The sequence below is a fragment of the Stenotrophomonas maltophilia genome, assembly GCF_025642255.1.
Lineage (GTDB): Bacteria > Pseudomonadota > Gammaproteobacteria > Xanthomonadales > Xanthomonadaceae > Stenotrophomonas > Stenotrophomonas maltophilia_P.
Window position 1 is genome coordinate 3,349,595 of sequence record NZ_CP106759.1, and the last position, 26,612, is coordinate 3,376,206.

The window sequence follows — 26,612 nt, forward strand, 5'->3', positions numbered from 1 at the left end:
GCCGACGGTGGCAAACGGTCGGCAAGCGGCTGGGAACCAGTCACCTTCACGCCTTTATAATCGGGCAATGGACTCTTCATGGATCGACGCCACCCTCGCGTGGATTGCCGCTCATCCCGTGCTGGCGGGCGCGGTCATTTTTCTGATCGCGTTCTGCGATGCGGTCATCATTCTCGGCGCCATCGTGCCCGCACTGCCCCTGCTGTTCGCCGTGGGCGTGTTCATCGGCCTTGGCCAGATCTCCGGGCCGTACGCGGTCGCTGCGGCAGCGCTGGGTGCGTTCGCGGGCGACGGCATCAGCTACTGGATCGGCCGCCGCTGGGGCGATCGCCTGCGCGGCGTGTGGCCGTTCAGCCGCTACCCGCAACTGCTGGACCGTGGCGAGAACCTGTTCCGCCGCAATGCCTTCAAGAGCATTCTGGTGGCCCGCTACGTCGGCGCGATCCGGCCGTTCGTCCCCGCCATCGCCGGCATGATGAACATGCCCGCCAGCCGCTACATGCAGGCCAGCGGCATCGCCAGCATTTCCTGGGCCGTGCTGTTCCTGGCGCCAGGCTGGATCCTGGGCGAAGCCTATGACGCGGTCGCGGCCGTGGCAGGTCGCCTGGTGGTGGTGGTCGGCCTGCTCGCGGTGATCCTCAGCCTGGTCTGGGCCATCGTGCTGTACGGCTACCGCTGGTCCGCCGCGCGCATGGATCATTGGCTGTCGCGCCTGCTCGACTGGTCCAACCGCCATCCGACTCTGGGCCGTTACACGGTCGGCGTGCTCGACCCGAAGCGGCGCGAGTCGGTGCCGTTGGCGATGCTGGCACTGATGCTGCTGCTGCTCGGCTGGGGCTGGTTCGCACTGCTCACCCTGGTGGTTGCGCACGGTGAACCGCTTGCGGTCGATCTGCTGGTGCACCAGGCCATGCTGGCGCTGCGCAACCCGCTGGCCGACTACCCGATGGCGGCGCTGGCCTCGCTCGGCGCATGGCCGGTACTGCTGCCGGCCACCGCCGCGGCGATGGGCTACCTGATCTGGCGCCGGCGCTGGATGGCTGCGGCGCACTGGCTGGCCGCGCTCGCCTTCGGCCTGGCCCTGACGCTGCTGCTCGGCGCGACCGTGGATGTGGTCCGCCCGGTCGACGCCAGCAGCGGCTTCGGCTTCCCGTCGGTATCGGTGACCATGGCCACCATCACCTTCGGCTTCTTCGCGGTCCTGATCGCGCGCGAGATGCCCGGCCGCACCCGCGTCTGGCCGTACCTCGTATCGGGCATCGTGGTCAGCCTGATCGGCTTCTCGCGCCTGTATCTGGGCGCACACTGGCTGAGCGATGTGATCGGCGGCATGCTGTTCGGCACGTTCTGGCTGCTGGTGCTGGGCATTGCTTACCGCCGCCGGTTCAACCGGTCGTTCTGGGTCAAACCGGTCGCCTGGCTTTTCTACGGCGTCTTCGCCGTTGCCGCGATGTGGTATGCGCCGCGCAACATCGCGGTGAAGCTGGAACGTTTCGAGCCGTCCCTGCCCGCCGCGCAGGCGATGGATATGCAGGCGTGGTGGCAGCACGACTGGTCCGCGCTGCCGGCGCGCCGCAACGAGTTCGACGATGACCAGCGCTGGCCGCTCGATGTGCAGGTCGCCGGTCCCCTGGCCCCGTTGCAGGCACAGCTGGAGGCACGTGGCTGGACGCTGCAGGAGCAGGCCGGTTGGCAGGAAGCATTGCTGATGCTGGACAAGGACACCGGTGCGGAGCAGCTGCCGGTCTTGCCGGCAACGCTGGACACGCGCGTGGAAGCATTGCTGATGGTGCGCCAGGGGGCGCGTCCGGACGAGCGCTACGTGCTGCGCCTGTGGCCGGCCGCCGTGCAGCTGCAGCCGGGCGACACGCCACTGTGGCTGGGCAGCGCACAGACCCTGCGCTACGAGCGCCACTTCCAGTGGATCGGCATGTGGCATCCGCTTCGCGGCGTGGACCCAGCCTTGAACGCGGTGAAGGACGCCGTGCAGGACCTGCCGCAACGCGAGGATGTGCACGGCGAAACCGGGTTGCCGGTACTGCGGTTGAAGACCGTCGCACCATGAGGAGCCGCCGGGCGTGGCCCGGCGCTACCGCGCGGGTTCCGGATGCCGCCGGGCATGGCCCGGCGCTACCGCGCGGGATGATTCTTTACGGCATCCAGCCCAGCAGCTGCTGCAGGCGCTGATGCGGGTCGTCCATCTGCAGCAGTTGCAGGCGCTGCTGTTCGCTCAACGGCAGCAGCTCGGCCAGGCGCCAGCCGACCCAGCTTGCCTGGTCCAGCAACGCAGGGTTGGCCGGAGCGTAGGCTTCGCCGGCCTGCTCGATGATGTGACCCAGCACGGTGGCCAGCAGCGCATGCTGTGGACGCAGCTCGTCATCCGGGTCTTCTTCGCACCAGCGCACATCGGCCACCACCAGGCCGTTGTCGCGCACCCGGGTGCGCTCGACATGGAAGCGGCGGGTACCGCGCAGGCGCAGCTGCAGCACGCCGTCGGCGCCGACATCGAAGTCCTCGATGCGTACCTGCACACCGTAGGCGGCCGGCGTTGCCGGCGCACCGACCTCCTGGCCATCAAGGATCAGGCAGACGCCGAATCCCTCCGCACTGCGGCCGCTGTCGCGGATCAGGTCCAGATAGCGGCGCTCGAACACGCGCAGGCCGATCGCCGCGCCAGGCAGCAGGGTGCTGTGCAGCGGGAACAGGGGCAGTGACGCGTCCGTGCTCATCGCGCCTGCAGTGCTGCAAGGAATCGGCGCGGCGCGCCGTCGAAGCCACCATTGGACATGAACACCACGTGGTCACCGCGGTGCACGCGCTCCTGCAGCTGTGCCAGCAATGCGTCGGTATCGGGTACCGCGTGCGCGTGGCCGCGCACCGCTGCGATCACCGACGCTGCGTCCCAGGCCAGCTCGGGACGATGCAGGAACACCACCTCGTCGGCCAGCGCCAGCGAGGGCGCAAGCGCGTGTGCATGTGCGCCCAGCCGCATCGAATTGCTGCGCGGTTCCATCGCCACCACGATGCGTGCATCGCCCACCTTGGCGCGCAGGCCCTCGAGGGTGGTGGCGATCGCGGTGGGATGGTGCGCGAAGTCGTCGTAGACGGTGATGCCGTCGTGGCTGCCGATCACTTCCATGCGCCGCTTGACGCTGCGGAAGCGCGCCAGCGCCGGGATCACCTCGGCCGGTGCCACGCCCACCGCATGGGCAGCGGCCAGCGCAGCGAGGCCATTGAGCACGTTGTGCCGCCCCAGCAGCGACCATTGCACATCGCCCAGCGCTTGCCCGTGGTGGTGCACGCGGAAGGCGCTGCCATCGGCGGCCAGCAGTTCGGCATGCCATTCCAGCGCCGGATCGAATCCGAAACGCTCGACCGGCGTCCAGCAGCCCATTGCCAGCACTTCGGCCAGGTGCACGTCCTCGCCGTTGACGATCAGACGGCCGCGCGCCGGCACGGTGCGCACCAGATGGTGGAACTGGCGCTGGATCGCGGCCACGTCCGGGAAGATGTCGGCGTGGTCGTATTCGAGATTGTTGAGGATGGCGACCAGCGGCCGGTAGTGGACGAACTTGCTGCGCTTGTCGAAGAAGGCGGTGTCGTACTCATCGGCTTCCACCACGAACTCACGGCCCTGACCGAGGCGGGCGGAAACGCCGAAATCCTCGGCCACGCCGCCGATCAGGAAACCCGGTGCGCGACCGGCATTCTCCAGCAGCCAGGTGAGGATGGTCGTGGTGGTGGTCTTGCCGTGGGTGCCGGCCACAGCCAGCGTGTCGCGGCCCGGCAGCACCTGCTCGGACAGCCACTGCGCGCCGGAGCTGTAGCGCTGGCCGGCGTCGAGCACCGCCTCCACGGCCGGGTTGCCACGCGAGAGCGCGTTGCCGATCACCACCTGGTCGGTGCCCGCCGGCACGCTGTCGACCCGGTAGCCCTGGTCCAGGGTGATGCCCAGCTGCTCCAGCTGGGTCGACATCGGCGGATAGATGGCCTGGTCACTGCCGCTGACCGTATGGCCCAGTTCCCGCGCCAGGGCGGCCACGCCACCCATGAAGGTGCCGGCGATTGCAAGGATATGTACGCTGCTCATGAGCGAGGATTGTGACCGATCACGGCTGTATAGGGCCAATGTCCGTAATGGGGTCAGACAAGTCCTACACCCGATGTGAGAAAACTCCAGCCACCTGTCAGGGAATTCCCGATAGCGATGTTCTGTGAACCCGGACACAATTCGGATTGCCAGCCGCAGTACCCGAACCGGTCCTACTCCCCAAGAGGCCATCCCCAAGGGAGCTCATGCTGCGGGGCCCTGAGCAAGCCCTCCGCTGGCACCTATGAAAACGACACAGGCCTGGTCCGCAAGGACCAGGCCTGTGTTCTGCATGCCGACCGCAGCCGGCCGCGCGCCTGGTTCAGGCCTTGATCGCGGCCAGGATGCGGGCTTCGATCTCGTCGAGCTCGCCGACGCCATCGACGCGGGCCAGGGTGCCCCGGCCTGCATAGAAATCCACCACCGGCGCGGTCTGGTCGTTGTAGACCTGCAGGCGCTGGCGCACCGATTCGGGATTGTCGTCGGCGCGGCCCTGCTCCTTGGCGCGGCCGGCGATGCGTTCGACCAGCAGTTCGGTGGCCACATCCAGCTGCACCACCGCATCCAGCGGCTGACCGATCTTGGCCAGCAGGCCGTCCAGCGCATTGGCCTGCGCCACGTTGCGCGGGTAGCCATCCAGGATGAAGCCCTTGGCGACATCCGCCTGGGCCAGCCGCGACTCAAGCATGCCCAGCAGGATCTCGTCCGATACCAGGTTGCCGGCATCCATCACCGCTTTCGCCTGCTTGCCCAGCTCCGAGCCCGCAGCGATCTCCGCACGCAGCATGTCACCGGTCGAGATGTGGGCGATGCCCAGCTTGTCCTTCAGGCGCGTCGCCTGTGTCCCCTTGCCCGAACCGGGCGGTCCCAACAGAACCAATCGCATTGACCTGACTCCAACGTGTTGAAAACAAAGAAGGTTCGCGTCCCGGACGGTCCGGTATCGCTGCACCGCAATAGCGCCACTTTACCGCATCCGGGTAATGTCCCTGCAATGTCCCTCCCCTGAGCAGGTAGAAGCATGCGCAACGGTACCCTCCTCTATGCCCAGTCCGGTGGTGTCACCGCGGTCATCAACGCCACCGCTGCGGCGGTGATCGAACAGGCCCGGGCCAAGGGCATCAAGGTCCTGGCGGCCCGCAACGGCATCCTGGGCGCCCTGCGCGAAGAGCTGATCGATACCAGCAGGGAGAGTGCGGCGGCCATCCGCGCCCTCGCCCATACACCGGGCGGTGCCTTCGGTTCGTGCCGCTTCAAGCTGAAGTCGCTCGATGCCGACCGTGCGCGCTACGAACGTCTGCTGCAGGTCCTGCGCGCGCACGACGTGCGCTGGTTCCTCTACAACGGCGGCAACGACTCGGCCGATACCGCGCTGAAGGTCTCGCAGCTGGCCAAGGCCTCCGGCTACGACCTGACCTGCATCGGCGTGCCGAAGACCATCGACAACGACCTGGCTGTTACCGATACCTGCCCCGGCTTCGGCTCGGCGGCCAAGTACACCGCGGTGTCGGTGCGCGAGGCGGCGCTGGATGTCGCGGCGATGGCCGAGACCTCCACCCGCGTCTTCATCTACGAAGCGATGGGCCGCCATGCCGGGTGGCTGGCCGCTGCCGCAGGCCTGGCCGGCAATGGCGACGATGAGGCCCCGCACATCATCCTGCTGCCCGAACGTGCCTATGACGAGGCGGCCTTCCTGGCCAAGGTCAAGGCGGTGGTCGAACGGGTCGGGTACTGCGTGGTCGTGGCCTCCGAGGGCATCGCCACGGCGGATGGCCGCTTCGTCGCCGATGCCGGCGGCAGCAAGGATTCATTCGGTCATTCGCAGCTGGGCGGCGTCGCCGCGCACCTCGCTGGCCGGGTCAAGGACCAGTTGGGGCTGAAGGTGCACTGGGCCCTGCCCGATTACCTGCAGCGCTCGGCACGTCACATCGCCAGCCGCACCGACTGGGACCAGGCGCAGGCCGTGGGCAAGGCGGCCGTGCAACTGGCATTGAAGGGCCAGAACGGGGTGATGCCGGTGATCGTGCGCAGCAGCGACGCACCGTACCGCTGGAAGATCGAGTCCGCGCCGCTGTCGAAGATCGCCAACCACGAGAAGAAGATGCCGGCCGGCTTCATCCGGCGCGACGGCTTCGGCATCACTGCCCGGGCGCGCGCCTATCTGTCACCGCTGATCAAGGGCGAAGCGCCACTGCCGTACGGCGCCGATGGCCTGCCGAAGTATGTGACGCTGAAGAACGTGGCAGTGAAGAAGACGCTGCCGGCCTTCGAGGTCTGACTGCGATCATGGCCCTGCGGATCGTCCGCCTCGGTTCTCCGCGCGTTCCGGGCGAAGGCCTGCGCATCGGCACCGTACGCCGCCCGCCGCGCGGCGTGCCACGCAGCGAGTTCGCCCGCCAGGACTGGTACGACGTCTGGTTCCCGACGTTGTCGCCCAGCGCGGAACGGGTGAAACAGGCTCGCGGGGCGACCACCGCGGCCGACTGGAATGCCTTCTTCCGCAGCTACCGTGCCGAGATGAAGGCGCCCGACGCAGCCCACGCGCTGGATCTGCTGGCCGCGCTGTCGCAGCACACCGACATCAGCGTGGGGTGCTACTGCGAGGATGAGGCGCACTGCCATCGTTCGGCACTGCGTGACCTGCTGGTGGCCCGCGGTGCGAAGCTGGCCGAGTGATGGCAGGGGTGCCGGCCAGCGGCCGGCACTACCGGGTTCTCCGCCGGGCATGGCCCGACGCTACCGGTGCGCGCCGAAGTACATCCACGCCCTGCGTGGCTTCGCCCTGCCGGACGGCGTCAGTTGCAGGCCTTGCCTTCCACCTGCAGCTGCGCGGCGAACATCGTCACCTGCGGAATCTTGCCGGCGGCGGCCTGCTTCTTTGCTTCTTCCAGATAGATGCGCGACTGCCCCTGGCCGTCCAGCGCCTGGCGGTTGTCGACCGGCAGACGCCACACCCGCACCACCGCCTGCTGTGCCGGGCACGTCGCGCTGGGCACGCGGATCACGTCATTGAGCTTCCAGCCCTTGTCGACAGCGGGCTGCGCCTTGGCGAAGTCGACAAAACGAGCGCGCGGCTGGCACTGCTCGCTGGTACGGACCACGGCGAATCGATACGGCTCGGCAGCCTGGCCGGTGAAGGCGCCCTCCAGCCGCGCACAGGCTTCGGGAATCTGCCGCAGCGTGTGTACCGCTCCCACCGCCTGCGGCGCACCCACCGCGCGTTGCAGTTCCGGGGTCTCGGCGGCAGATGCAGGCATTGCCGGCACAAGGGCGGCAAGCATCAACAGGGACAGACGCATGGGAGGGTCTCCTTCAGGACTGAGCGCAGGCTTGCAGAGGAAGGCTTAACAGGGTGCAAAGGCGCGTCGGTGGAGGGGCAAGCGCTGCGCCTTCCACGCACGGCGCTACCATCCGGGCGCATGTGCACGCATACTGCGGCCACCAGGGAATGCTGAACACCGCCATACGTCGGACGACCGCCACGGTCGGCACGGGTTGGTTCCAGGCTGCAGCCCGTCGTCCCCCTCGTGGTGAAGTTCATCGCCACTGGATGCTCATCATCCATTCTGCGGAGGGGTCTAATGCTGGAACGTCACGGGCTGTCATTGGCGCTGGGCTGCGCCATTCTCGCGATCCTGTTCGGAATCGTCTCGGCGCGCTGGATCCTGCGCCAACCCACCGGCAATGAGCGCATGGTCGCGATCGCCACCGCGATCCAGGAGGGCGCACGCGCCTATCTGAACCGCCAGTACCTGACCATCGGCATCGCCGGCGCGGTGTTGTTCGTGCTCGTAGGCGTGTTCCTGAGCTGGTACACCGCTGTCGGCTTCGCGGTGGGTGCGGTGCTGTCCGGCGTTGCCGGCTACATCGGCATGAACGTGTCGGTGCGCGCCAACGTGCGAACCGCTGAAGCCGCACGCAACGGCATCAGCGCCGCGATGGACGTAGCGTTCCGTGGCGGTGCGATCACCGGCATGCTGGTGGTCGGCCTGGGCCTGCTGGGCGTGGCCGGCTATTACGCCCTGCTGCTGCGGCTCGGGCTGCAGATGGACCAGGCGCTGCATGCGCTGGTCGGCCTGGCCTTCGGCTCTTCCCTGATCTCGATCTTCGCGCGCCTGGGCGGCGGCATCTTCACCAAGGGCGCCGACGTCGGCGCCGACCTGGTCGGCAAGGTCGAAGCCGGCATTCCCGAAGACGATCCGCGCAACCCGGCGGTGATCGCCGACAACGTCGGCGACAACGTCGGTGACTGCGCCGGCATGGCCGCCGACCTGTTCGAAACCTACGCGGTCACGGTGATCGCAACCATGCTGCTGGGCAGCCTGATGCTCGCCGAAGCCGGCGCCAACGCCGTGCTGTATCCGCTGGTGCTGGGAGGCGTGTCGATCATCGCATCGATCATCGGCGCGCTGTTCGTCAAGGTGAAGCCCGGTGGCTCGATCATGGGGGCCCTGTACAAGGGCGTGATCGTGTCGGGTGTTCTGGCGGCGGTCGCCTTCTACCCGATCACCACGGGGCTGATGTCCGACAACGTGCACGGTCCATTGGCGCTGTATGGCTGCGCCCTCATCGGCCTGGTCCTGACCGGCCTGATCGTCTGGATCACCGAGTACTACACCGGTACCCAGTACAAGCCGGTGCAGCACGTCGCCCAGGCGTCGACCACCGGACATGGCACCAACATCATCGCCGGCCTCGGCATCTCGATGAAGTCCACCGCGCTGCCGGTGGTGGCGGTCTGTGCCGCGATCTGGGGCGCCTACGCGCTGGGCGGCCTGTACGGCATCGCCATCGCCGCTACTGCCATGCTGTCGATGGCCGGCATGATCGTGGCCCTCGACGCCTACGGACCGATCACCGACAACGCGGGCGGCATCGCGGAGATGGCCGAACTGCCCTCGGAGATCCGGGACATCACCGATCCGCTTGACGCGGTAGGCAACACCACCAAGGCCGTGACCAAGGGCTATGCGATCGGCTCGGCGGCGCTGGCGGCGCTGGTGCTGTTCGCCGACTACACGCACAACCTGCAGGCGGCGAACCCCGGGCAGGAGTTCCGCTTCGACCTCAGTGACCACACGGTGATCATCGGCCTGCTGATCGGCGGCCTGATTCCGTACCTGTTCGGCGCGATGGCCATGGAGGCGGTGGGTCGGGCCGCAGGCGCGGTGGTGGAGGAAGTGCGCCGGCAGTTCCGCGACATCCCCGGCATCATGCAGGGCACCGGCAAGCCGCAGTACGACAAGGCCGTGGACATGCTGACCCGTTCTGCGATCCGCGAGATGATCCTGCCCTCGCTGCTGCCGGTGGTGGTGCCGGTGGTGGTCGGCCTGCTGCTGGGCCCACGCGCACTGGGGGGCCTGCTGATCGGCACGATCGTCACCGGCCTGTTCGTGGCGATTTCGATGACGACCGGCGGCGGTGCCTGGGACAACGCCAAGAAGTACATCGAGGATGGCCACTTCGGCGGCAAGGGCAGCGAAGCGCACAAGGCCGCGGTGACCGGCGACACGGTCGGCGACCCGTACAAGGACACGGCCGGGCCGGCGATCAATCCGCTGATCAAGATCATCAACATCGTGGCGCTGCTGCTGGTGCCGCTGCTGTAGCGGATCGGTGGAGCCGGGCGTGGGCCCGGCTCCACCCCCTCACGCGGACTCAGCGATTCCAGCGACGCCCACAGCGGCGCGGATCGCCGACATCGCCACGTTCGACACTCTGGGGCGGCTCCAGCCGTGGCGCCGGCCGGCTGAGCACATAGCCGGCGCTGACCGCGAAGAACAGGCCCACGCCCAGCAGCAGCCGCCAGGAAGGGTGTGCGCCCCAGCAGAACAAGGCGAACCCCACCGCCATGCCAGCGCTGGCCAATGCCTTGCCCCGGCGCGACACCGCGCCCTGTTCCCGCCACAGTCGCAGCGGCGGGCCGTAGCGAGGATGTGCCAGCAGCCGTTGCTCGAACCGTGGCGAACTGCGCGCGAAGCAGCCCAGCGCCAGGATCAGGAAGATGGTGGTGGGCATCACCGGCAGCAACGCGCCGATCACCCCCAGCCCGACCATCATCCAGCCCAGCGCGAACCACAGCCAGCGCATCAGCGCATCGCCCGCAGGCAGAGCCCGGGCATCAGCCGAACTCGATTTCAACGTGGCCATGCACGCTACGGAACGCGGCATCGGCGGCATCGATCACCTGCTGTTCCTGCGCGGCGCTCAGGGGCACCGCATCCAACGCGGCGGTGAATTCCCGCCAGTGGCGGGCCGCGCCATCCGGGTGCGCAGCCAGGTGGCGGGCACCGAACCCTTGGTCCAGGCCAAGCCGCGCGGCCATCTTGTACAGCACCGTGCCCCCCAGGTTGGAGCCTTCGGCCACGTACAGCCACCCCAGCGCCACCGGCAACGGCAGGTCACCTGCCAACGGCGCCATGTCCGCGCCAGGGAGATCCTGCCCCAGGTCGTGCAGATCAGCTGCCACCTGCTGCAGACGCCGACGCCCGGCCAGCCCCGGCAGCAATGCCTCCAGCGCCGGGCTGGCGTACAGCCGGTCGATGCTGCGATGGAAGCGGTACTGCACGCGCAGGAAGCGGGCGAAGCTGCCGAGATCGGCAAAGATGTCACCGGCCATGATGCGCTTGTCCAGTGCGCCGTGGCTGTCGCGCGTGGCGGCCTTGAGGCGCAGGCTGCGGCTGTCTTCAGGAGCGATATGTGCGTTCATGGAGGGTACCTGGGAGAGAGGTCCTGCTGTAGACGTGTGGCGCAGGGCTTTCCCCAAGCCCGCTTGCGTCGATAATGCCCCTCCCTCTTTCCCGCCGGGAACCGATGATGATCACCACCGAACCGCGCATGACCAACCTGTTCCTGCAGCTGGGCCTGGATGCCAGCGCCGAGGGCATCGCCCGCTTCATCCGCGACCACCAGCTGGCTACCGGCGTGGCGGTGGCCGACGCGCCCTACTGGAACGATGGCCAGCGGCAGTTCCTGGCCGAATCGCTGCAGGCCGATGCGGCCTGGAGCACGGTGGTCGATGAATTGAACGAGTCGCTGCACGAAGATGCGGTGAAGGCAGCGACCGGGCTGTAAGCCCGCAGTCGCGGCAAGGCGGTGCGGACCAAGGTCCGCACCCACCGAAGGCGCTCTGCGCAGGTAATCAGTACCTCCAGGTGAACGCAAGGCGCGCGGTACGGCCCGGGGCGGGCATCACGCCCAGGGCGAGCGGATCGAGATAGTAACGATCCGTCACGTTGTCCACATTCGCCTCCACCGACAGCTGGTCGCTGAAGCGCCAGCTGGCGAACAGATCCACCAGGGTGGTGGGCCGGTACAGCTGCTGGATCGCCGAAAGGCCGACATTCCAGTCCTTGTCCAGTCTGCTGATCGGGCCGGCGTTGTGGATCACCCGGGTGCCGAAGGTCAGGCGCTCGTCGAACAGGCGCGATCCAGCCGTCAGGTTCACCATGTAGCGCGGCGGGTTCTGCGTATTGGTGTAGGAACCCTCGAAGCCACCGTCCACGCAGTTGGGCGTACTGGCCAGTTCATCATTGTTGCGCTGTGCACCGTACGCCCGGCGCTCGGCGGCGATGTCCGGGGCGCAGGTCTTGGCCTTGAAGTAGTAATGCGCGGACAGGTCGGCAAATACCTTGCCGCTGTCATAGCTGGACTGGAACTCCATGCCTGAGACCTTGAACTGGTCGACGTTGCGGATCAGGCCGGCCGACAGCGTGCGGTAGTCACGCGTGATCAGGTCATCGATGCGCGTATCGAAGTACGCCAGCTTCAGCGCCAGGCGATCGCCGGCGGTGAACAGGTCATGGTGGACGGTGCTGGCACCGATTTCCCAACTGCGCGCGCGCTCCGGCTTCAGCTCTCCGACGGGTTTGGCAGCGGTGAACAGGCCCAGTGTCGTCTCGAACAGGCTCGGAAGCTTGGTGCCCTCGGCGTACTTCACGTAGACCATCGTGTCCTCGCTGAAGCGATAGGCCACGCTGGCGGTGGGTGAGAAGGCACTGTCGCGGCGACGGATCGGCTGCGACCAGGTCCAGCTGACCGGCACCTCCAGGTCTTCCGGTGCATCAGCGTCGTAGAAGTTCCAGCCACCGATGTCAGCCACCGTGCCTTTCTTGTACGGCGAGGCCAACAGCGAGGCCTGGGTGAACGCACCATCGGCGTCCGGATACCAGTTCAGCAGCGCGATGCGCTTGGCGCGCCAGGAGGGCAGTGCCGGGTTGCCATCCAGCAGCTCGGTGTAGCGGTACTGTCCCTGCACTTCATAGGCATCGGGTGTGGCCAGACGATTGCGGTCATGCACGTCCACCCGGTTCCAGCGGCCACCGGCCATCAACTCCCAGTGTTCGTCGGGCTGCCACTTCAGCGACGCCACCGCACTGTACTCCTTGCGCTCAGCGTTGCGCAGGAAACGGTTGTTGACCAGATCATCCTGCTTGATCGGTGCGGAGCTGCCCGGTGCGATGTCCTCGTCGCTGTAGGACAGGCCGTAGTCGAGCGTGAACACGCCTGCACGGGTATCGAAGATCGAGGTGTTGCTGGCATCCAGGCCGAAGCGCTTCTGTCGCAGCGGATTGCGGTAGGCATCCTTGTAGCCCGGATCGCCGCTGAAACTCGGCGCGTCGTACCACTCGGTACGGCGGTCGAAGTACCACGGCGTGATGCCGGTCAGGCTGTTGTACATCACGCTGTCAGCATCGGTGTACCAGGCGTTGACGCGCAGATCGATCCGTTCGCTGTCTGGATCGAAGCGATAGCGCAGGCTGTAGCTGTCCATGTCGACGTGGCCGGGATCCCACTGTGGGATGCGATCCCGCTCAACGCGGATGATCTGCGAGGCCATGATCTCGCCGGCGCGGCCCTCATAGCGGCGATAGCCAGCTTCGAGGGTCTGCGCATCGTCGATGCGCCAGGTGCCCTTGAGCAGGGCCGACGTCGAGCGCGAGGAGGTGTTGAACACTTCGGTGCGCGGCGGATTCAACGGTGCCAGCGTGCGCCGGGTCTGCGGAAAGTCATCGTATCCGTGCCTGCCGGAGAAGTAGTTGCCGTTGTCGCGGTGGGCGTACGCCGCGACCAGATCGAAGCGGTCCCAGTGCCCGGCGGCGGCAACGTTGAAGAACTGGCTTCCGGTGGCGCTGCGGTCCGTCCGGGGCACGGCGCTGTAAGCCGGCACGCTGTTGGCGCTGGCGTTGGCCAACCCAGCGCGCACGCGGACGCCGACGTCGCGGCCCTCGCGCAGGATGTCACCCACGTTCAGCGTCTCCATCTCCACCACACCTCCGATGCCGCCGGACGCGTTGGCCTGCAGGCTGGGGCCCTTGGTGATGGTCAGGCGGGAGATCAGGTCCGGATCAAGATAGCTGCGTTGTGACTGGCCGGCGTAGCCTCGGTAGGTGTCCATGCTGGACTGCCCGCCATCGATGATGACCGGCACCCGGCTCTGGCCCTGGATGCCGCGGATGTTCACGTCGAAACCGTTGCCCACGCGCGGATCACCGGCGGTGACCCCGGCCACGCCCTTGACGATGTCGCCGTTGGATGTGCCACGGAAGCGCTCCAGCGTTGTGCGATCCAGCGTGGTGGTCGAGCCGACGCTGCGATAGCTATCGAGCAGGCGCGCCTCGTCGCTGCCGATGCCTTCAGCGACGCGATCGCCGGCCACACGCAGCGGGCCGGTGATGGTCGGCGATTGCGCCTGCAGGGCGCCGGCCGCTGCCAGTGTCACTGCACCGTCGCCGACCCGGCGCACGCCCATGCCACTGCCCTGCAGCAGCCTTGCCAGCGCCTCGTCCGCGGTGAACGGGCCGCTGACCACCTGCGACGTGACGCCGCTGGCCAACGCAGCCGGATAGACCACCTGTACGCCGGACTGCCGCATGTAGCTGCGCAACGCGCTGTCGAGTGGCTGCGCGGGAATGTCGAAGCGCTGCGCGGCTGCCTGCGGGTTGGCAGTATCCTGGGCCAGCGCAGGCGTTACTGCGCCGGCGATACCGGCGGCGAGCAGTGCGACGCACAGGCGGGACGGGCGCGGAGTGCGGCCCGGACGTGGGGAATCGAACATGGAGAAACCTGTCAGGAAAGCGGAGCCGCAGGCGCGGCGTCATCCACGGCACGCGTGGACACGGCGACGTACGTGGCGGCTGCGGGTACGTTCGTGGAGTAAGACGAACGGCAGCGCCACAGCCCCAAGGGGGATCACTGCAGACCACGTCTCCACGCGTGACGCGGCGTCATCTGTGAACGATGACCACACCCATCGGCAGGCGGGTGATCCTCAGCCCCGTCGTCTCCGCGAGTGCATCCAGGGCCTGTTCGGGGCGATCGATACGCAGTGCGGCACTCACGGCCGGCAAGGTCGACAGGTCGCCCTGCACGAAGGTCGGACCGGCACGATAACGACCAAGCAGATGCACTGCATCGGCGACACTGGCCTGCTCAAGCAGCAGTTCGCCCTGGCGCCACGCACCCACGCTGTCGGCAGCGACATCGCTCAGGCGGACGACGCCGGACGCGGAACCGTACCGCGCACGCTGCCCCGCCTGCAGATAGGTCCAGCCACTGTCGGCCGGGGCGGCCACGCGCACCCTGCCCTGCCCGACCTGGGTTTCAACCGCTTCCTCGACCCGCGACACGGAGAATGCCGTGGAGATGTCTTCAACCACGCCGTTGCCTGCGGCCACGCTGAAGCGCCGCTGCGGATCGGCGACCACCTCGAACCAGGCGCGGCCACGCAGCAGATCGACCCGCCGAGTGCCCGCATCGAAGTGCACGGCGATCGCGCTGTCCGCGTCGAGCACCGCACGGCTGCCGTCGGGCAACTGCACATGCTGGACGCTCTGGCGGCTGCGGTGGTCCGCCTGCAGGCGCAGGGACGCTTCGGGCCAGATCATCAGCATCGCCAGGGCGGCAGCGGCAGCCGTCACCCAGCGCAGCCGCTGACGCCGGCGCCGGCGCCGCACCGCAGACGCGACGGTCGGTCGAGGGCCGAGGCTGCGCCACAGCGTGCGCTGCTGCTCGAAGGCGTGGCGATGGCCCGGTTGCGCCAGCCACTCTTCGAATTCGCACATGCCAGCATCGGTGATGTCGCCCGATGCCAGCCATGCGATCCAGCGCATGGCCTGTTCGGCCACGACGTCTTCGCAGGCGGCGGAAGAAGAAGTGTTCGGCGGGCTCATTGGCTGGCGGACAGGAATATTCACGCGCGGGGAGAGGGAACTGGACCGCAGGTACAGTCCAGCCATCAAGACGTTTGAGCCAGCCCCATCCCCAAGCGCGTCCGCTCAGCGGCCGCTGCGGGCCCAGGCCAGGCGCTGCAACGCGGCGCGGATGTGGTTCTCCACGGTGGTGACCGACACGCCAAGGCGACGCGCGATCTCGGCCTGGGTCAGGCCCTGCAGCCGATTGAGGCGGAAGATGGCGCGGGTCGGCTCCGGCAGGTGGCTGGCCGCATCGAGGACACGCTGCAGCTCATCCTGCGCCATCACCTGCTCTTCGGTGGACGTGGACGTAGCCTCGTCCGGTCCCCACAGGTAGTGATCGGCCAACAGGCGGTTGCGGCGCGTCGACTCGCGTCCATGATCGGTCGCCAGGTTGGCTGCCAGGCGGTACAGATAGGCCCTGGGATTGTCGATCAACGGGGCGTTGCCCACCCCGCGGGCCTTGAACCAGACAGCCTGGATCACGTCCTCCGCACCCGGGTCGCCCCCCAGGATGCGCTGCACCCGGCGCAGCAGCGCCGGCCGCTCTCGGATCAGCAGTTCGGTGAGGGTGGCGGCATTGGATGGCATGCGCGGAGCCGGTACGACGGGAGGGCGCCGCGCATGCTACACCGTCAATGCGAATCAGTCACGTTCTCATTTGAGAGGATCACAGGCAACCGATCAGCCCCTCATGAATCGAAATGCGGCTGCCTGGCGGCGTGACATGGATCGCACGGACGGGCGCGGCCTGCTCCAGCGCACGGAGTAAGTCCTCAAGCCGTGTTCCCGTCGCCACGGGCAGTGGACAGGCGAAACTGCGCAGGTCGACATCGATCCGTCCATCATCAGCCACCGTGGTGGCGCTGCCGGCGAAGGTCCAGATGCAGCTCTGGATGGCGCCGCTCGCCGCATGCACCGAGCAGCGCAACCGCATCGGCAGCAGATTGCTGTATTCGCCTTCGCAGAAGGTGTCACCGCAGACGTGGTCAAAGCTCTGCCGCAGCGACCGTTCGACCGCCAGGAAGCGTTGCCACCCAGCCGCCTGGTTGGGGAACAGGCGTGCATCCACATAGGCCGGCGCAGCGTGTGCCGCGCCGGCCAGCCCCATCAGGCCTGCAAGAACACCCCTCTTCAGCGCGCGCATCAGGCGGCCCTCCCGGCATTGCCCGGCCGCCCCAGGCAGGTCGGCAGTGTGTCGAAGACCGTCACATCGGTTCCCGGGAAGGGCTCGAACGCGCCCTCCTCCTGCTCCAGCGTCGCGTGGAACACCTCCACCGGAATCCCCTCCCCAAGGGTGACGGGGCAGATCCAGCGCGCATTGTCCACCTGCACTTCGCCGCGGACCGGTTCGACCTGCAGCTCGCTGGCCACGATGCCCCAGGCGCAGTGGCGTACGGTGCCGGCGTCGGCCTGCACGGCACAGCGGAACGTCAGTACCCGGTAGTTGCTGTACTCACCTTCGCAGAAGGTGTCGGCGCAGATGCCGTCGAACTCGCGCACCAGCGACGCCTGCAACCGGTGGAAGCGGTCCCGATTGGCTTGGAGCGAGGGGTAGTCGACAAGGTCGACATGGCTGGCGTGTGCCAGCGCCGGCAGGGTTGCGAACAACAGGAACGTGCCGCAGCAGCGGGTTGTCCAGGACATGGCGGGTATCTCCCAGGGAACGAGCCAGCAGCCTGCGCCGGCCGGCCTTCCGGGCCCATCGGGCAAGGCGGGCGCCGCAGGTCGTCCACCTGCGCAGCGGCCTGTAGGGGTCGCCCCACCTGCACAGCGGCCTGCAAAGGCATAAAATGGAGGGCTATCCGCCTACATCCCCACCTGGAGCACGACCATGGGTCTGGAACTCGTCTCGCCCGGCAAGAACCCGCCGGAAGAAATCAACGTCATCATCGAGATCCCGAAGGACTCGGAGCCGGTGAAGTACGAAGTGGACAAGGAAACCGGCGCGATCTTCGTCGACCGCATCCTGTCGACCCCGATGCGCTACCCGTGCAACTACGGCTACGTGCCCAGCACCCTGTGCGGCGACGGCGATCCGGCCGACGTGCTGGTGGTGCTGCCGCTGCCGCTGGTGCCGGGCTCGGTGGTGCGCTGCCGCCCGGTCGGCGTGCTGAAGATGAGCGATGAGGCCGGCAGCGACGAGAAGATCCTGGCCGTGCCGGTCGCCAAGATCTTCAGCGGCTATGCCCACGTGGAGGACATCGAGCAGGTTTCCAGCCACTGGCTGGAGCGCATCGGCCACTTCTTCGAGCACTACAAGGACCTCGAAAAGGGCAAGTGGGTCAAGCTCGACGGCTGGGGCGGCGCGGCGGAAGCCAAGCAGATCCTGATCGAAGCGCACGCGCGCTACCTGGAAGGCAGCAAGGCCTGATCCTGAACCGCGTCGCTCCGGTGTGTCCTGCCGGAGCGATGCGGGTCACGTTTCAACACCGCGGCACAGCACTCCGGGTGCTGTATTAGGTAAATTGCGTCACTTCACACGTCGTCGACATCCAGCGTCGAGACAGCCAGGGGATTGTGTCGTGCGTATTCTGCTTGTTGGAGATGCAGCCAGCCTGCCGGCCGAGCTGACCGAATTCATTGCCGATCTTGGGGAAGACTGGCAGCCGCTGACCGCCGCCGACGGCCACACCGCGATGACGGCAGTGGCGACGCAGGGCGTGGACGCGGTGATCGTCTGCCCGCAGCTGCCGGACCTCAATGCCACCACCTTGCTGGGGCAGATCCGGACACTGCGCCCGGAAACCATCCGTATCGCCCTGGTCGATGCCCAGCACGGCAACCGGCCACCACCGGCGCGCCTGATCGGCGTTGCCCACCGCTTCCTGCCGCTGCCACTGGCGCCGGAGGTGCTGCTGGAGGCCTTGACCAGCCTGGAAGAGCTGCGCGAGGTGCTGGACAGCCCGCGCCTGCGTGATGCCATCGGCCGCATCGAGAAGCTGCCTTCGCCGCCACACCTGTACCTGAGCCTGACCCAGGCCCTGGAACACGATGACGATACCGACAGCGCCGACGTGGCCAAACTGGTCGCCGCCGATCCTGCCATCGCCGCGAAAGTCCTGCAGCTGTCCAACTCGGCCTTCTTCAGCCAGGGCCGCACCATCGCCGATCTGCGCACGGCGGTCACCCGACTGGGCCTGTCCACCCTGCGCGACCTGGTCCTGGCAAGCGAGGTGTTCTCGGCACCGACGCTGTCTGCGGCCGAACGCAACTCGCTGCAGCAGCGCGCCCTGCTCGCCTCGCGCCTGGCCGCCCGCCTGCTGCCCGATTCCAGTGCGGAACTGGGTGCCACCGCGGCGCTGCTGGCTGACATCGGCCTGCTGCTGCCGGGCGTCCGCAACGAGCGCAGCGAGCCTGCGCTGGCCGGCGACCTCCGTCCCGGGCACGCCGAAGCCGGCGCCTACCTGCTGGGGCTGTGGGGCCTGCCGATGCCGATCATCGAAGCGGTGGCGTTCCACCTGCAGCCGCAACGCGCCACGACCCGCAGTTTCTGGGTGACCGGCGCGGTGCACGTGGCGCTGGCGCTGGTCAACGGCGATCCCGTTGACGAGGACTACCTGCAGCGCGCAGGCGTACTCAATCGATTGCCGCAGTGGCGTGAGCATGCCAATGCACTGATGGGGCTGACACCCACTGACGCCTGAGCAGCACGCAGGCGACTGCCGTCACCTCGCATGAGGGCGCGTCCAACGGACGCGCCCTTTTTTCTCTCTCAGCGCTGCGGACAGGCGTCCAGCACGCACAGACGCCATTGACGCTCGCACAGGGCCGGGGCGTTGCCCTTGGCCAGGCACTCCAGCCGGAGTTGCTCGCAGTACACACCGCCGCCGCAGACGATGATGTTCTGTGCGGACAGCGAGCCCACCAGCGTTGCATAGATCAGGACGGCGGCCGATACCTGGCGGAAAAGCGTGCGCTTCATATCCATCTCCCAGTGTCCGGTATTGGACGCACCTACTGTGCTGAATGCGACAAGAGCAGACAGTGACCGCACTCACTTTCCCGACCTGATCAGAATTCCCTTACAGAAATGAAAAGGGCGGACCTTGCGGTCCGCCCTCCTCGTTCTGCTATCGCACTTCGATGGATCAGAAGCGCTGGGTGTACTTCATGTACAGGAAGCGACCCACGTCGAAGCCGCCGTAGTAGGCGAAGCTCGAGTTCGGCTGGGTGAACATGATCGGACCCTTGTGGTCGAACACGTTGTTGGCGCCCAGCGCGATGGTGGCATCCCACGGTGCCTTCCAGCTGACCTGCAGGTCGTGGAAGGTGTTGGAGCCGGTCTTGCGCAGCGGCGACTTCTCACCGTTCTGGTAGCGGTCGGCGTCGTCGCACGGACGGTTGGCCACGCAGGCTTCATTCATGCCCGAGTAGTAACGCGCGGTGTACGCCACGCCGAAGTCACCCTTCGACCAGGTCAGGCCCAGGTTCGAACGCACGCGGAACAGGCCCGGCTCACCGACACGGCCGATGGTGATGTTGTCACCGTCAGCGTTCTGGCCCTGCTCGTCGTACTTGGCCAGGTAGCTCGTCTGCCAGTCGATCGCGAACTGGCCGATGGCCAGCTCCGGCAGGCGGTACTTGATGCCCAGGTCGTAGCCCTGGGTTTCCATCTGGCCGAGGTTGGCCAGGCCGTAGGTCATGCCGTTGATGTGGCCATCGCCTGCACGGGTGTGTGCGGCGCAACGCGAAGCATCGCCCAGCACGTAGCAGTCACGCAGGATGCGGTCGACGCTGTCAGCGATGATCATGTCGCTGATTTCGTACTTGTACCAGTCCAGCGAGATGTCCAGGCCCTGCACCCAGCGCGGGCTCCAGACCAGGCCGACGGTGGTGCTCTTGGAGGTTTCCGGGGTCAGGTTCGGGTTGGCACCCGAGATGAACTGGTCCGGCGTCGCACACGGGGTCGAGGTGCACGGAATCAGGCCCTGGCCCAGCTGGGTGTAACCGACCGGGACGCCCGCCGCCGAGCAGGCCGCGTTGCCGTTGACCGAGCCCGGCGCGGTGATGCCGCACGGATCGGTGTACGACTCGAAGCTGCTGCTCAGGCCACCGTACAGGTTGTCGATGGTCGGAGCACGGAAGCCCTCAGCCCAGGTACCGCGAACCAGCAGCTCGTCCAGCGGACGCCAGGTGAAGCCGAACTTCGAGTTCAGGGTGTCGCCGAAGTTGCTGTAATCCGAGTAACGGGTCGCAGCATTCAGGGTCAGTTCCTTGGCAAACGGCATGTCCGCCAGGACCGGCACGTTCAGTTCCAGGTAGACCTCGTCCAGCGAGTACTCACCCTGGGTGGTCTGCGCGCCCAGGCCGGTGGACTGGCCCGACTGTGCGAAGGCATCCGGCGAGAAGCGGCCTTCTTCCTTGCGGTGCTCGACGCCCACGGCGAAGCCCAGGTCACCGGCCGGCAGGGTCACGATCGAACCCGACAGGTTGGCGGTGAAGCTGGTGGTCTTGGTCAGACCGGTATCGGTGAAGTACGGGAACAGGAAGTCCTGGGTGGCCTGGTCGGCCAGCGAACCGGCACCGGCAACGCCGAACGGCAGCAGCGGGTTCCACGGACGGCAGCCGCTGGTGGCGAGCGGATCGGACATGCTGGTGCCGCAGCGGGCGACGCCATCAGCACCGATGAACGAAGCGCCCAGCGCCTGTTCCGATGCGATCAGGCTCATGTCGCCGTGACCACGCTTGGTGGTTTCGTTGCGGTTCCACAGCGCGCCGACGTCCCAGTCGAAGGTCTTGCCGGCGAAGTCGAAGAAGCCGCTGATGCTCGGGGCGAAGCGCAGGGTCTTGACCTGGCTTTCGGTGGTGCGCGGCACTTCCCACAGACGGCGGCGGAAGGTCAGGTCTTCACCGGTCGGGTTGAACGCGCTGTCGGCCGACAGCGGGGTGTCGAAGGATGCCGACTGGTACGGATAGCCTGCGATCTGCTGGGTGGTGTTGCGCTCGTTGTAGAGCACGTCAGCGTTGAACGAGATCGCGTCGGTGAAGTCGTAGTTGCCGTTGACGTACAGCGACTTACGCTCGATACCGGTCTGCACCATCATCTGCTGGTTGGCATTGACGGCGTCAGCGGAGGTTTCCAGACGGTAGTCGGCGCGGTTGGCCGGGTTGCCGCCATCACGCAGGGTGTACCAGCGCTGGTCGCTCGGGCCGACATAGCCCGGCTCGCCCTGCTTCAGGTTCGGGGTGACGCACGGGTCGCAGAAGCCACCCTTCTGGTTGATCGGGCTGGCGCCCGAACCCGGGTAGTTCGGGCCGGCGTTGCCGTCACGGCTGAACCAACGGTCCTTCGCCCACACCGGATCCTGCTTGGAGTACTCGGCGGACATGGTGATACCGCCGCGCTCGCCCATGCTGCCGAGGGTGAACGAATAGGTTTCGGTGTCGCCGTCGCCCTTGCCGTACTGACCGACATAGACGCTGGCTTCAGCGCCGTCGAAGCGCTTGCGGGTGATCACGTTGACCACGGCCGCGATGGCGTCCGAACCGTAGATGGCCGAGGCGCCGTCCTTCAGGATCTCGATGCGCTCGATGGCGGCCATCGGGATCTGGCTCAGATCCTGGTAGCCGGCGGTGGTCGCGCCCAGGCGCTTGCCGTTCATCAGCACCAGGGTGCGCTGCGCGCCCAGGTTGCGGATGTCGACGTAGTAGCCACCGACGTTTTCGCCCGAAGCCAGCGACTCCGAACGGGAGATGGCCGGGGAGCCGGCCGAGGTCAGGTTCTGCAGGACGTCGGCAACCGAGGTGTAGCCCTGCTTTTCCAGGTTCTCACGGCTCAGGGTGACGATCGGCTGCTGGGTTTCAACGGCAGCGCCGCGGATGCGCGAGCCGGTGACCGAAATGCGGTCCAGGTCGGTGGTGCCCTTTGCTTCCGGTGCTTCCTGTGCGGAAGCGAAGGCGGGCGCCAGCGCCAGCGCAATGCCGGCCGGCAGCAGGCCGAACCGCACTGCGGGGTTACGAACGTTCATCAATCTCTCCAAGGTACGTGTTAGCAGCGTGTTAAAACACCCCAGCACGTTACGATTGCGTTGCAGCGCTGTATTTGCGCGAACCAACCAGAGACTTTGCGGATTGTGGCGGGAGCAAGCCGCCGTTTTCCCTGAAGCGCGAAGCGGACTGCCCGTAGCGGGCGCGGAACGCCCGGGCGAAGCTGCAGCAGTTGTCGAAACCACTGGCCGCAGCGACCTCTCCCACCATCATGTCGGTGTCGCGCAGCAGGTCGGCGGCGCGCTCCAGGCGCAGCCGTGCCGAAAGCGACTGCGGGCTTTCTTCATACAGGCTCTGGAACGTCTTGGAGAGATACCAGCTGGAGAAGTTGGTCAGCTCGGCCAGTTCGCCGATGCGTACGACGCGGTGGCTGTTGCCTTCCAGATAGAGGCGGGCGCGCTGCATGCGACCGAACACCTGGCGCTTGCGGCTGCGCGAACGGCCAGGGCAGCGCTGCACGTTGTCGGCCAATCCACGCTGCAGGCCGGCCAGATGCAGCAGCAGCGGGCGCAGGTGCTGCGCCGGGTGGCCACTGGCCAAGGCATCACGCCACAGGCGCAGCGCCACGCGAGCGTCACTGCGGCCCATCCGGCCGCGGCCCGCGTACAGGCCGCAGTCGGCCATCTCCGCCAGCACACGCAGCGCTTCCACGTTCAGGTTCAGGCCGATGCACAGCCCGTTGCGCCCTGCCTGCACCAGCGGGCGCGATTCCTTCTCGAACGCGATCCATTCGCCGTGGCGCAGGCGGAAGCGCCCCTCCTTGGCCTCCACCCAGGAGCTGCCGCGCACCTGCATCCACACGGTGAAGCTGCTGCCCGCGGTCTGCAGGCTGCCGAGCCGGGCCACGCCCAGGCAGGTCGGCACGACGTCATCGAGTGCCTTGTCCAGGGAGACGGATTGGCCACGATCGGCCAGTGAGAGTTGACGCATGGTGCACCACGGATTTGCCAAGTACAGGCCTCCGTTTTGCCCAATCAGGCGGCACCGCGTCAGGAAAGACCGACGAGATCGCCACGAATTCGCGGCGAGATCCCGACGAAAAAATTACGAAGGCCCATTTCCCTTGAACATCAACATCTTGGAGAAGGCCGGGAACAGCGCTGGCGCCTTTTCGGGCAGCCGCATCACGCCGATGTCGGCGCCATCACTGACTGCCAGAGCGACAAACAGGGCCGTCCCGTCTGCGCTGGCGCTGAGTCCGTTGCTCGCGCTCAAGCGCTGCGCGTCCAGGCAGCGCCCGGCATCCTCCTGCCCGGCGGCGATGCGGACGAGGATGGTGCTGCAGCGGGTGGAACTGCCGAGATAGCCGATGCTGTCGTGGCCGGCAACCGTCCACGAGCGGTAGCGCCAGCGGCTGGGTTTGTCCTCGCTGATCTGCCGCACGCTGTCCGGGGACAGCGCCGCGTCCGCCGCCCACAACCCCTCCGCCGCCAGGCGGGTGAACAGCACCCGACGGCCTGCGCGGTCAAAGCGGACCTGGGAGACGCCGTCGATGCTCGCCAGCCGCCGCCAGGGTTGGGTGCTGCGATCGAACAGACTGAGCCGCGTACGCTGGTCGGCATCACGTTCGACCACCAGCAGCTGCTCGGGCGTGGCGCCATACAGCGCCTGCAGCGGCTGTTCGGCGGGCACGGGCAGCGGTTGCAGACGCTCGTCGCGGGGTGCGATCTCGTAGACCACCGCGCGACCGTGTGCATCGCGCCCAACCACCAGAAGTTGCCGGCTGTCGGCCGACCAATCGGGGGCCTGCCGTGCTTCCGGGCGCAGGCCCTCGATCGGCCGCAGCGAATCGGGGCGTTGCATGTCCGCCCACCAGAGAGCGAAGCTGCCCGAGCGGTCAGAGGTGAATACCAGCTGGCGACCGTCCGGTGCTGCCATCGGTTGACCGTCGCGACCGCTGGACGCAAACAGGCGCTCCGGTTCACCGCCCTGCATCGGCACCTTGAACACGCCGAACTGTGCACGGCGATGGACGAAGGCCAGCATGCCGCCATGCCGCGATACCGCCGGCCACTGCGCGTCATCCAGTCCGGCATCACGCAGCGTGCGCCGCTCGATGTCGAGGTAATAGAGCCGCACCTCGCTGTCGACCCGGCGGCCGAACACGATGGTGCGGCCGTCGCCAAGCCAGGCCCATCCGCGCAGCTCGGCCGACTCGCTGGTCAGCTGCTCCGGCGTGCCACCCGCGGCAGGAACCCGCCACAGGTCGCCCATCTGCGGGTTGCGCACGAACACCAGCCATTTGCCGTCCGGCGAATAGCGCGGCGCGTAATCGAAATCGTCCTGATCGACGGCGTACTGCAGCGGCTGCCACTGTCCGCTGGCCAGATCGAGTACTCGGATACCGCGGTGGGCATAGCGGCCCACCATGCTGCCGAATACCAGGCCGCGCCCGTCGGGTGTCCAGTCGAAGCTGAGCAGCTCGGTGCCATCGCAGCGCGTGGCCTGGCGCAACGCGCCGCCGGTCGCACTGGCGATCAGCACCTGACAACCCCCATCGGCGGAGAAGCGGGCAAAGGCGATGTCGCGTCCATCCGGCGACCAGTTCGGGAAGCGGTCAACCGCGCCCGCAGGAGGAACAAGCAGCTGCCGCGCCGGCGCGTTGCCGGACGTCTGTACCTTGATCGCACCACCGCCCAGGCCATCCTCGCTGGCGCCTTCGTAGGCCACCTGCGAACCATCCGGCGACAGCGTGGGATAGGTTTCGAAGCCTGCGGTGGCGGTGATCAGCCGATAGGGCCGCTGCGGGCTGCCGATCACCCGCGTGCCGTTCTCCACCGCCGCCTCCACCGGAGAGCTGGCCGGCGCACGGCGCAGCAGCAGGACCGTCATCACCAGCAGTGCGGCCAGCATCAACAGGCCCAGCACCAGCAACAATCGACGTCGCAGGTAGCGCCAGCGACGGCGTCGCATGTCCTCCGGGGCTGGCGTGTGCACTTCCACGACCGCGTTGGAATCGCCAGCCGCGCCTTCGGCATCGACCGCCAGTTCCGCTTCGGGCTCGGGCATGGCCTGCACCGGCACGCGCAGGCGGTAGCCGGTCTTGGCGATCGTCTCGATATACGCCTGGCCGTTGTCATCGTCGTTGGCGAAGGCTTTGCGCAGCTGGGTGACCGCCTGCGTCAGCACATCGTTGGTGGGCAGCGTATCGGGCCACACCTCGGCGAACAGTTCTTCGCGGGTGACCACGCGCCCGGGTTGCCGCAGCAGCACACGCAGCACGCCCAGCGCCTTCGGCGTCAGCCGGCGCGGGCGACGCGCGCCGGCAACTTCGACCTCTCGCGAGGACAAAGTGACGACACATTCGCCGATCCGGATCCGATCAGATTCGGTGGGCTGGATTTCGCTGCGGTTCATTTTTTGCTAAACAGTAGAGACAGTTTCCGGGCAGTGTTCGCCTTCGATACCGTCCCCAACGGGGAACAGCGAAAAGCCAGACTCCGCACAAAGCATCGGCGCATACCGCAAAAACAATGGAGCGCGCGAATACTAGCCTATGCCGGTTACCTCGCCTATCGCGTGGTCGACATCAGGCTCTCTCTCGCCGACGCATTCACATAACTTCGCATCATCATTCGCGCCCTTTCGGGCGCGAAATTTTTATCTTCCATTCATTTTCAGAAACGCCGCAGCATGGTCAATCCGACCAGCCGCGAAACCACCAAAGCCACGTACATCACGCCTGAGAACTGCTCCAGCATGACCAGTGCGCGTGCCTGCGGATGCAGCGGCACGACATCGCTCAGGCCGACCCCGGACAGCAAGCTGAAGCTCAGATAAAGCAGCTCCATCCAGCTTCGCTGAGGTCCCTCGCTGCTGCCCTGGAAACTGCCCGGATACCACTGTTGGCACACCCCAAATGCGAAGGCGAATGCCCACGCCAGCAACGTGAAGGTGGCGCCGGCCGCGAACAGCTCGTCGCGGGTGACTTTGTGGTCCTGCAGCATGTAGGCGATCAGGGCGCCGGCCGTATAGAAGTAGAGCAGGCTCTCCAGCAGCTGCGCGGTGGTCACCAGCGCGGCGCGGTCCAGCAGCGCGCCGGCGATGGAGAACACCACCGCCGGAATCGCCAGCAGCAGCGCCAGCCATGTACCCAACGGGCTGCGCTGGACCACCCACAACGCCAGGCCCAGCACCGCCATTCCAAACATGCCCAATGCGGCGCGGCCGGCGGCCGTGTCGTCCAGCGCGGGATACAGCATCACCGCCAGCAGCTGCGCGCCCAGCAGCCACGCGGACGGATGGCGGCGGGCGATGGCCAGCCAGCGGGTGGTCACGGCAACAGGCATGGCGTCCCTTCCCCGGAAAGATGGGCGGAGGATAACGGGATGCGCGTGAGG

23 protein-coding genes are annotated in these 26,612 nt (G+C 67.1%); 7 read left to right on the forward strand and 16 right to left on the reverse strand.

The features are described from left to right. The first annotated feature begins 67 nt into the window (after window positions 1-67). Window positions 68-2,065, forward strand: a complete 1,998-nt coding sequence (locus tag N8888_RS15345) for a bifunctional DedA family/phosphatase PAP2 family protein (RefSeq protein ID WP_065181701.1) — start codon at window positions 68-70, stop codon at window positions 2,063-2,065. A gap of 85 nt (window positions 2,066-2,150) precedes the next feature. On the opposite strand, the gene N8888_RS15350 is transcribed toward N8888_RS15345, so the two are convergent. The 3 genes from N8888_RS15350 to N8888_RS15360 form a co-directional block, all read right to left on the reverse strand. Then, window positions 2,151-2,729: an LON peptidase substrate-binding domain-containing protein gene (locus N8888_RS15350; RefSeq protein WP_053519216.1), complete on the reverse strand. Its 579-nt coding sequence runs from the start codon at window positions 2,727-2,729 to the stop codon at window positions 2,151-2,153. Then, on the reverse strand, window positions 2,726-4,090 hold the full coding sequence (gene mpl / locus N8888_RS15355; RefSeq protein ID WP_065181702.1) for a UDP-N-acetylmuramate:L-alanyl-gamma-D-glutamyl-meso-diaminopimelate ligase: 1,365 nt from the start codon (window positions 4,088-4,090) through the stop codon (window positions 2,726-2,728). The genes N8888_RS15350 and mpl overlap by 4 nt, the downstream gene beginning before the upstream one ends. Window positions 4,091-4,412: 322 nt before the next feature. Continuing rightward, window positions 4,413-4,976 carry an adenylate kinase gene (locus N8888_RS15360; RefSeq protein ID WP_053519211.1) on the reverse strand — a complete coding sequence of 188 codons (564 nt, stop codon included), beginning with the start codon at window positions 4,974-4,976 and terminating at the stop codon, window positions 4,413-4,415. 135 nt (window positions 4,977-5,111) lie between these two features. Here N8888_RS15360 and N8888_RS15365 point away from each other — a divergent pair, with 135 nt between their 5' ends. Both N8888_RS15365 and N8888_RS15370 read left to right on the forward strand, forming a co-directional pair. After that, complete coding sequence (locus N8888_RS15365; protein ID WP_053519209.1) at window positions 5,112-6,368, forward strand: 6-phosphofructokinase; 1,257 nt, start codon at window positions 5,112-5,114, stop codon at window positions 6,366-6,368. Window positions 6,369-6,376: 8 nt separating this feature from the next. Beyond that, a complete protein-coding gene (locus N8888_RS15370; RefSeq protein ID WP_053519206.1) occupies window positions 6,377-6,766 on the forward strand; it encodes a DUF488 domain-containing protein in 390 nt (129 codons plus the stop codon). A gap of 119 nt (window positions 6,767-6,885) precedes the next feature. Here N8888_RS15370 and N8888_RS15375 read toward each other — a convergent pair whose 3' ends face one another. Then, on the reverse strand, window positions 6,886-7,389 hold the full coding sequence (locus tag N8888_RS15375) for a hypothetical protein (protein ID WP_065175090.1): 504 nt from the start codon (window positions 7,387-7,389) through the stop codon (window positions 6,886-6,888). Between the two features lie 282 nt (window positions 7,390-7,671). Here N8888_RS15375 and N8888_RS15380 point away from each other — a divergent pair, with 282 nt between their 5' ends. Further along, window positions 7,672-9,699, forward strand: coding sequence for a sodium-translocating pyrophosphatase (locus N8888_RS15380; RefSeq protein WP_053519201.1), 2,028 nt, complete (start codon window positions 7,672-7,674; stop codon window positions 9,697-9,699). A 49-nt stretch (window positions 9,700-9,748) separates the two neighbouring features. Here the strand turns inward: N8888_RS15380 and N8888_RS15385 are convergent, their stop codons facing one another. Together N8888_RS15385 and N8888_RS15390 are read right to left on the reverse strand one after the other, a co-directional pair. Then, complete coding sequence (locus N8888_RS15385) at window positions 9,749-10,180, reverse strand: YbaN family protein (RefSeq protein WP_065181703.1); 432 nt, start codon at window positions 10,178-10,180, stop codon at window positions 9,749-9,751. Window positions 10,181-10,211: 31 nt separating this feature from the next. After that, on the reverse strand, window positions 10,212-10,799 hold the full coding sequence (locus N8888_RS15390; protein ID WP_053519197.1) for a biliverdin-producing heme oxygenase: 588 nt from the start codon (window positions 10,797-10,799) through the stop codon (window positions 10,212-10,214). Window positions 10,800-10,906: 107 nt separating this feature from the next. Between N8888_RS15390 and N8888_RS15395 the strand changes: the two genes are divergently transcribed. Then, complete coding sequence (locus N8888_RS15395; RefSeq protein WP_053519195.1) at window positions 10,907-11,164, forward strand: DUF2789 domain-containing protein; 258 nt, start codon at window positions 10,907-10,909, stop codon at window positions 11,162-11,164. A 67-nt stretch (window positions 11,165-11,231) separates the two neighbouring features. Here the strand turns inward: N8888_RS15395 and N8888_RS15400 are convergent, their stop codons facing one another. The 5 genes from N8888_RS15400 to N8888_RS15420 form a co-directional block, all read right to left on the reverse strand. Beyond that, the gene (locus N8888_RS15400) at window positions 11,232-14,147 is read right to left on the reverse strand and encodes a TonB-dependent receptor (protein ID WP_263175656.1); all 2,916 of its coding nucleotides are present in this window, start codon (window positions 14,145-14,147) and stop codon (window positions 11,232-11,234) included. A 169-nt stretch (window positions 14,148-14,316) separates the two neighbouring features. After that, entirely contained in the window at window positions 14,317-15,261 is a 945-nt protein-coding gene (locus N8888_RS15405) for a FecR family protein (RefSeq protein ID WP_263175658.1), read from the reverse strand. 105 nt (window positions 15,262-15,366) lie between these two features. After that, entirely contained in the window at window positions 15,367-15,873 is a 507-nt protein-coding gene (locus N8888_RS15410) for an RNA polymerase sigma factor (protein WP_053519189.1), read from the reverse strand. A 79-nt stretch (window positions 15,874-15,952) separates the two neighbouring features. Then, complete coding sequence (locus tag N8888_RS15415) at window positions 15,953-16,429, reverse strand: hypothetical protein (protein ID WP_263175660.1); 477 nt, start codon at window positions 16,427-16,429, stop codon at window positions 15,953-15,955. After that, on the reverse strand, window positions 16,429-16,929 hold the full coding sequence (locus N8888_RS15420) for a hypothetical protein (RefSeq protein ID WP_111186800.1): 501 nt from the start codon (window positions 16,927-16,929) through the stop codon (window positions 16,429-16,431). Before N8888_RS15420 ends, N8888_RS15415 begins: the two co-directional genes overlap by 1 nt. Before the next feature lie 187 nt (window positions 16,930-17,116). Between N8888_RS15420 and ppa the strand changes: the two genes are divergently transcribed. Continuing rightward, window positions 17,117-17,656, forward strand: a complete 540-nt coding sequence (ppa, locus tag N8888_RS15425; RefSeq protein WP_111186801.1) for an inorganic diphosphatase — start codon at window positions 17,117-17,119, stop codon at window positions 17,654-17,656. A 151-nt stretch (window positions 17,657-17,807) separates the two neighbouring features. Beyond that, window positions 17,808-18,929, forward strand: a complete 1,122-nt coding sequence (locus N8888_RS15430) for an HDOD domain-containing protein (protein WP_053519181.1) — start codon at window positions 17,808-17,810, stop codon at window positions 18,927-18,929. A 68-nt stretch (window positions 18,930-18,997) separates the two neighbouring features. Here N8888_RS15430 and N8888_RS15435 read toward each other — a convergent pair whose 3' ends face one another. The 5 genes from N8888_RS15435 to N8888_RS15455 form a co-directional block, all read right to left on the reverse strand. Then, window positions 18,998-19,207 (reverse strand): hypothetical protein, encoded by a 210-nt coding sequence (locus N8888_RS15435; RefSeq protein ID WP_053519179.1) that lies wholly within the window; start codon window positions 19,205-19,207, stop codon window positions 18,998-19,000. 166 nt (window positions 19,208-19,373) lie between these two features. Continuing rightward, window positions 19,374-22,253 (reverse strand): TonB-dependent receptor plug domain-containing protein, encoded by a 2,880-nt coding sequence (locus tag N8888_RS15440; RefSeq protein WP_263175667.1) that lies wholly within the window; start codon window positions 22,251-22,253, stop codon window positions 19,374-19,376. Window positions 22,254-22,302: 49 nt separating this feature from the next. Next, window positions 22,303-23,202, reverse strand: coding sequence for a helix-turn-helix transcriptional regulator (locus tag N8888_RS15445; protein WP_053519175.1), 900 nt, complete (start codon window positions 23,200-23,202; stop codon window positions 22,303-22,305). 114 nt (window positions 23,203-23,316) lie between these two features. Beyond that, a complete protein-coding gene (locus N8888_RS15450) occupies window positions 23,317-25,629 on the reverse strand; it encodes a winged helix-turn-helix domain-containing protein (protein WP_263175669.1) in 2,313 nt (770 codons plus the stop codon). 260 nt (window positions 25,630-25,889) lie between these two features. Then, window positions 25,890-26,561 (reverse strand): ion channel, encoded by a 672-nt coding sequence (locus tag N8888_RS15455; RefSeq protein WP_053519170.1) that lies wholly within the window; start codon window positions 26,559-26,561, stop codon window positions 25,890-25,892. Window positions 26,562-26,612 lie beyond the last annotated feature (51 nt).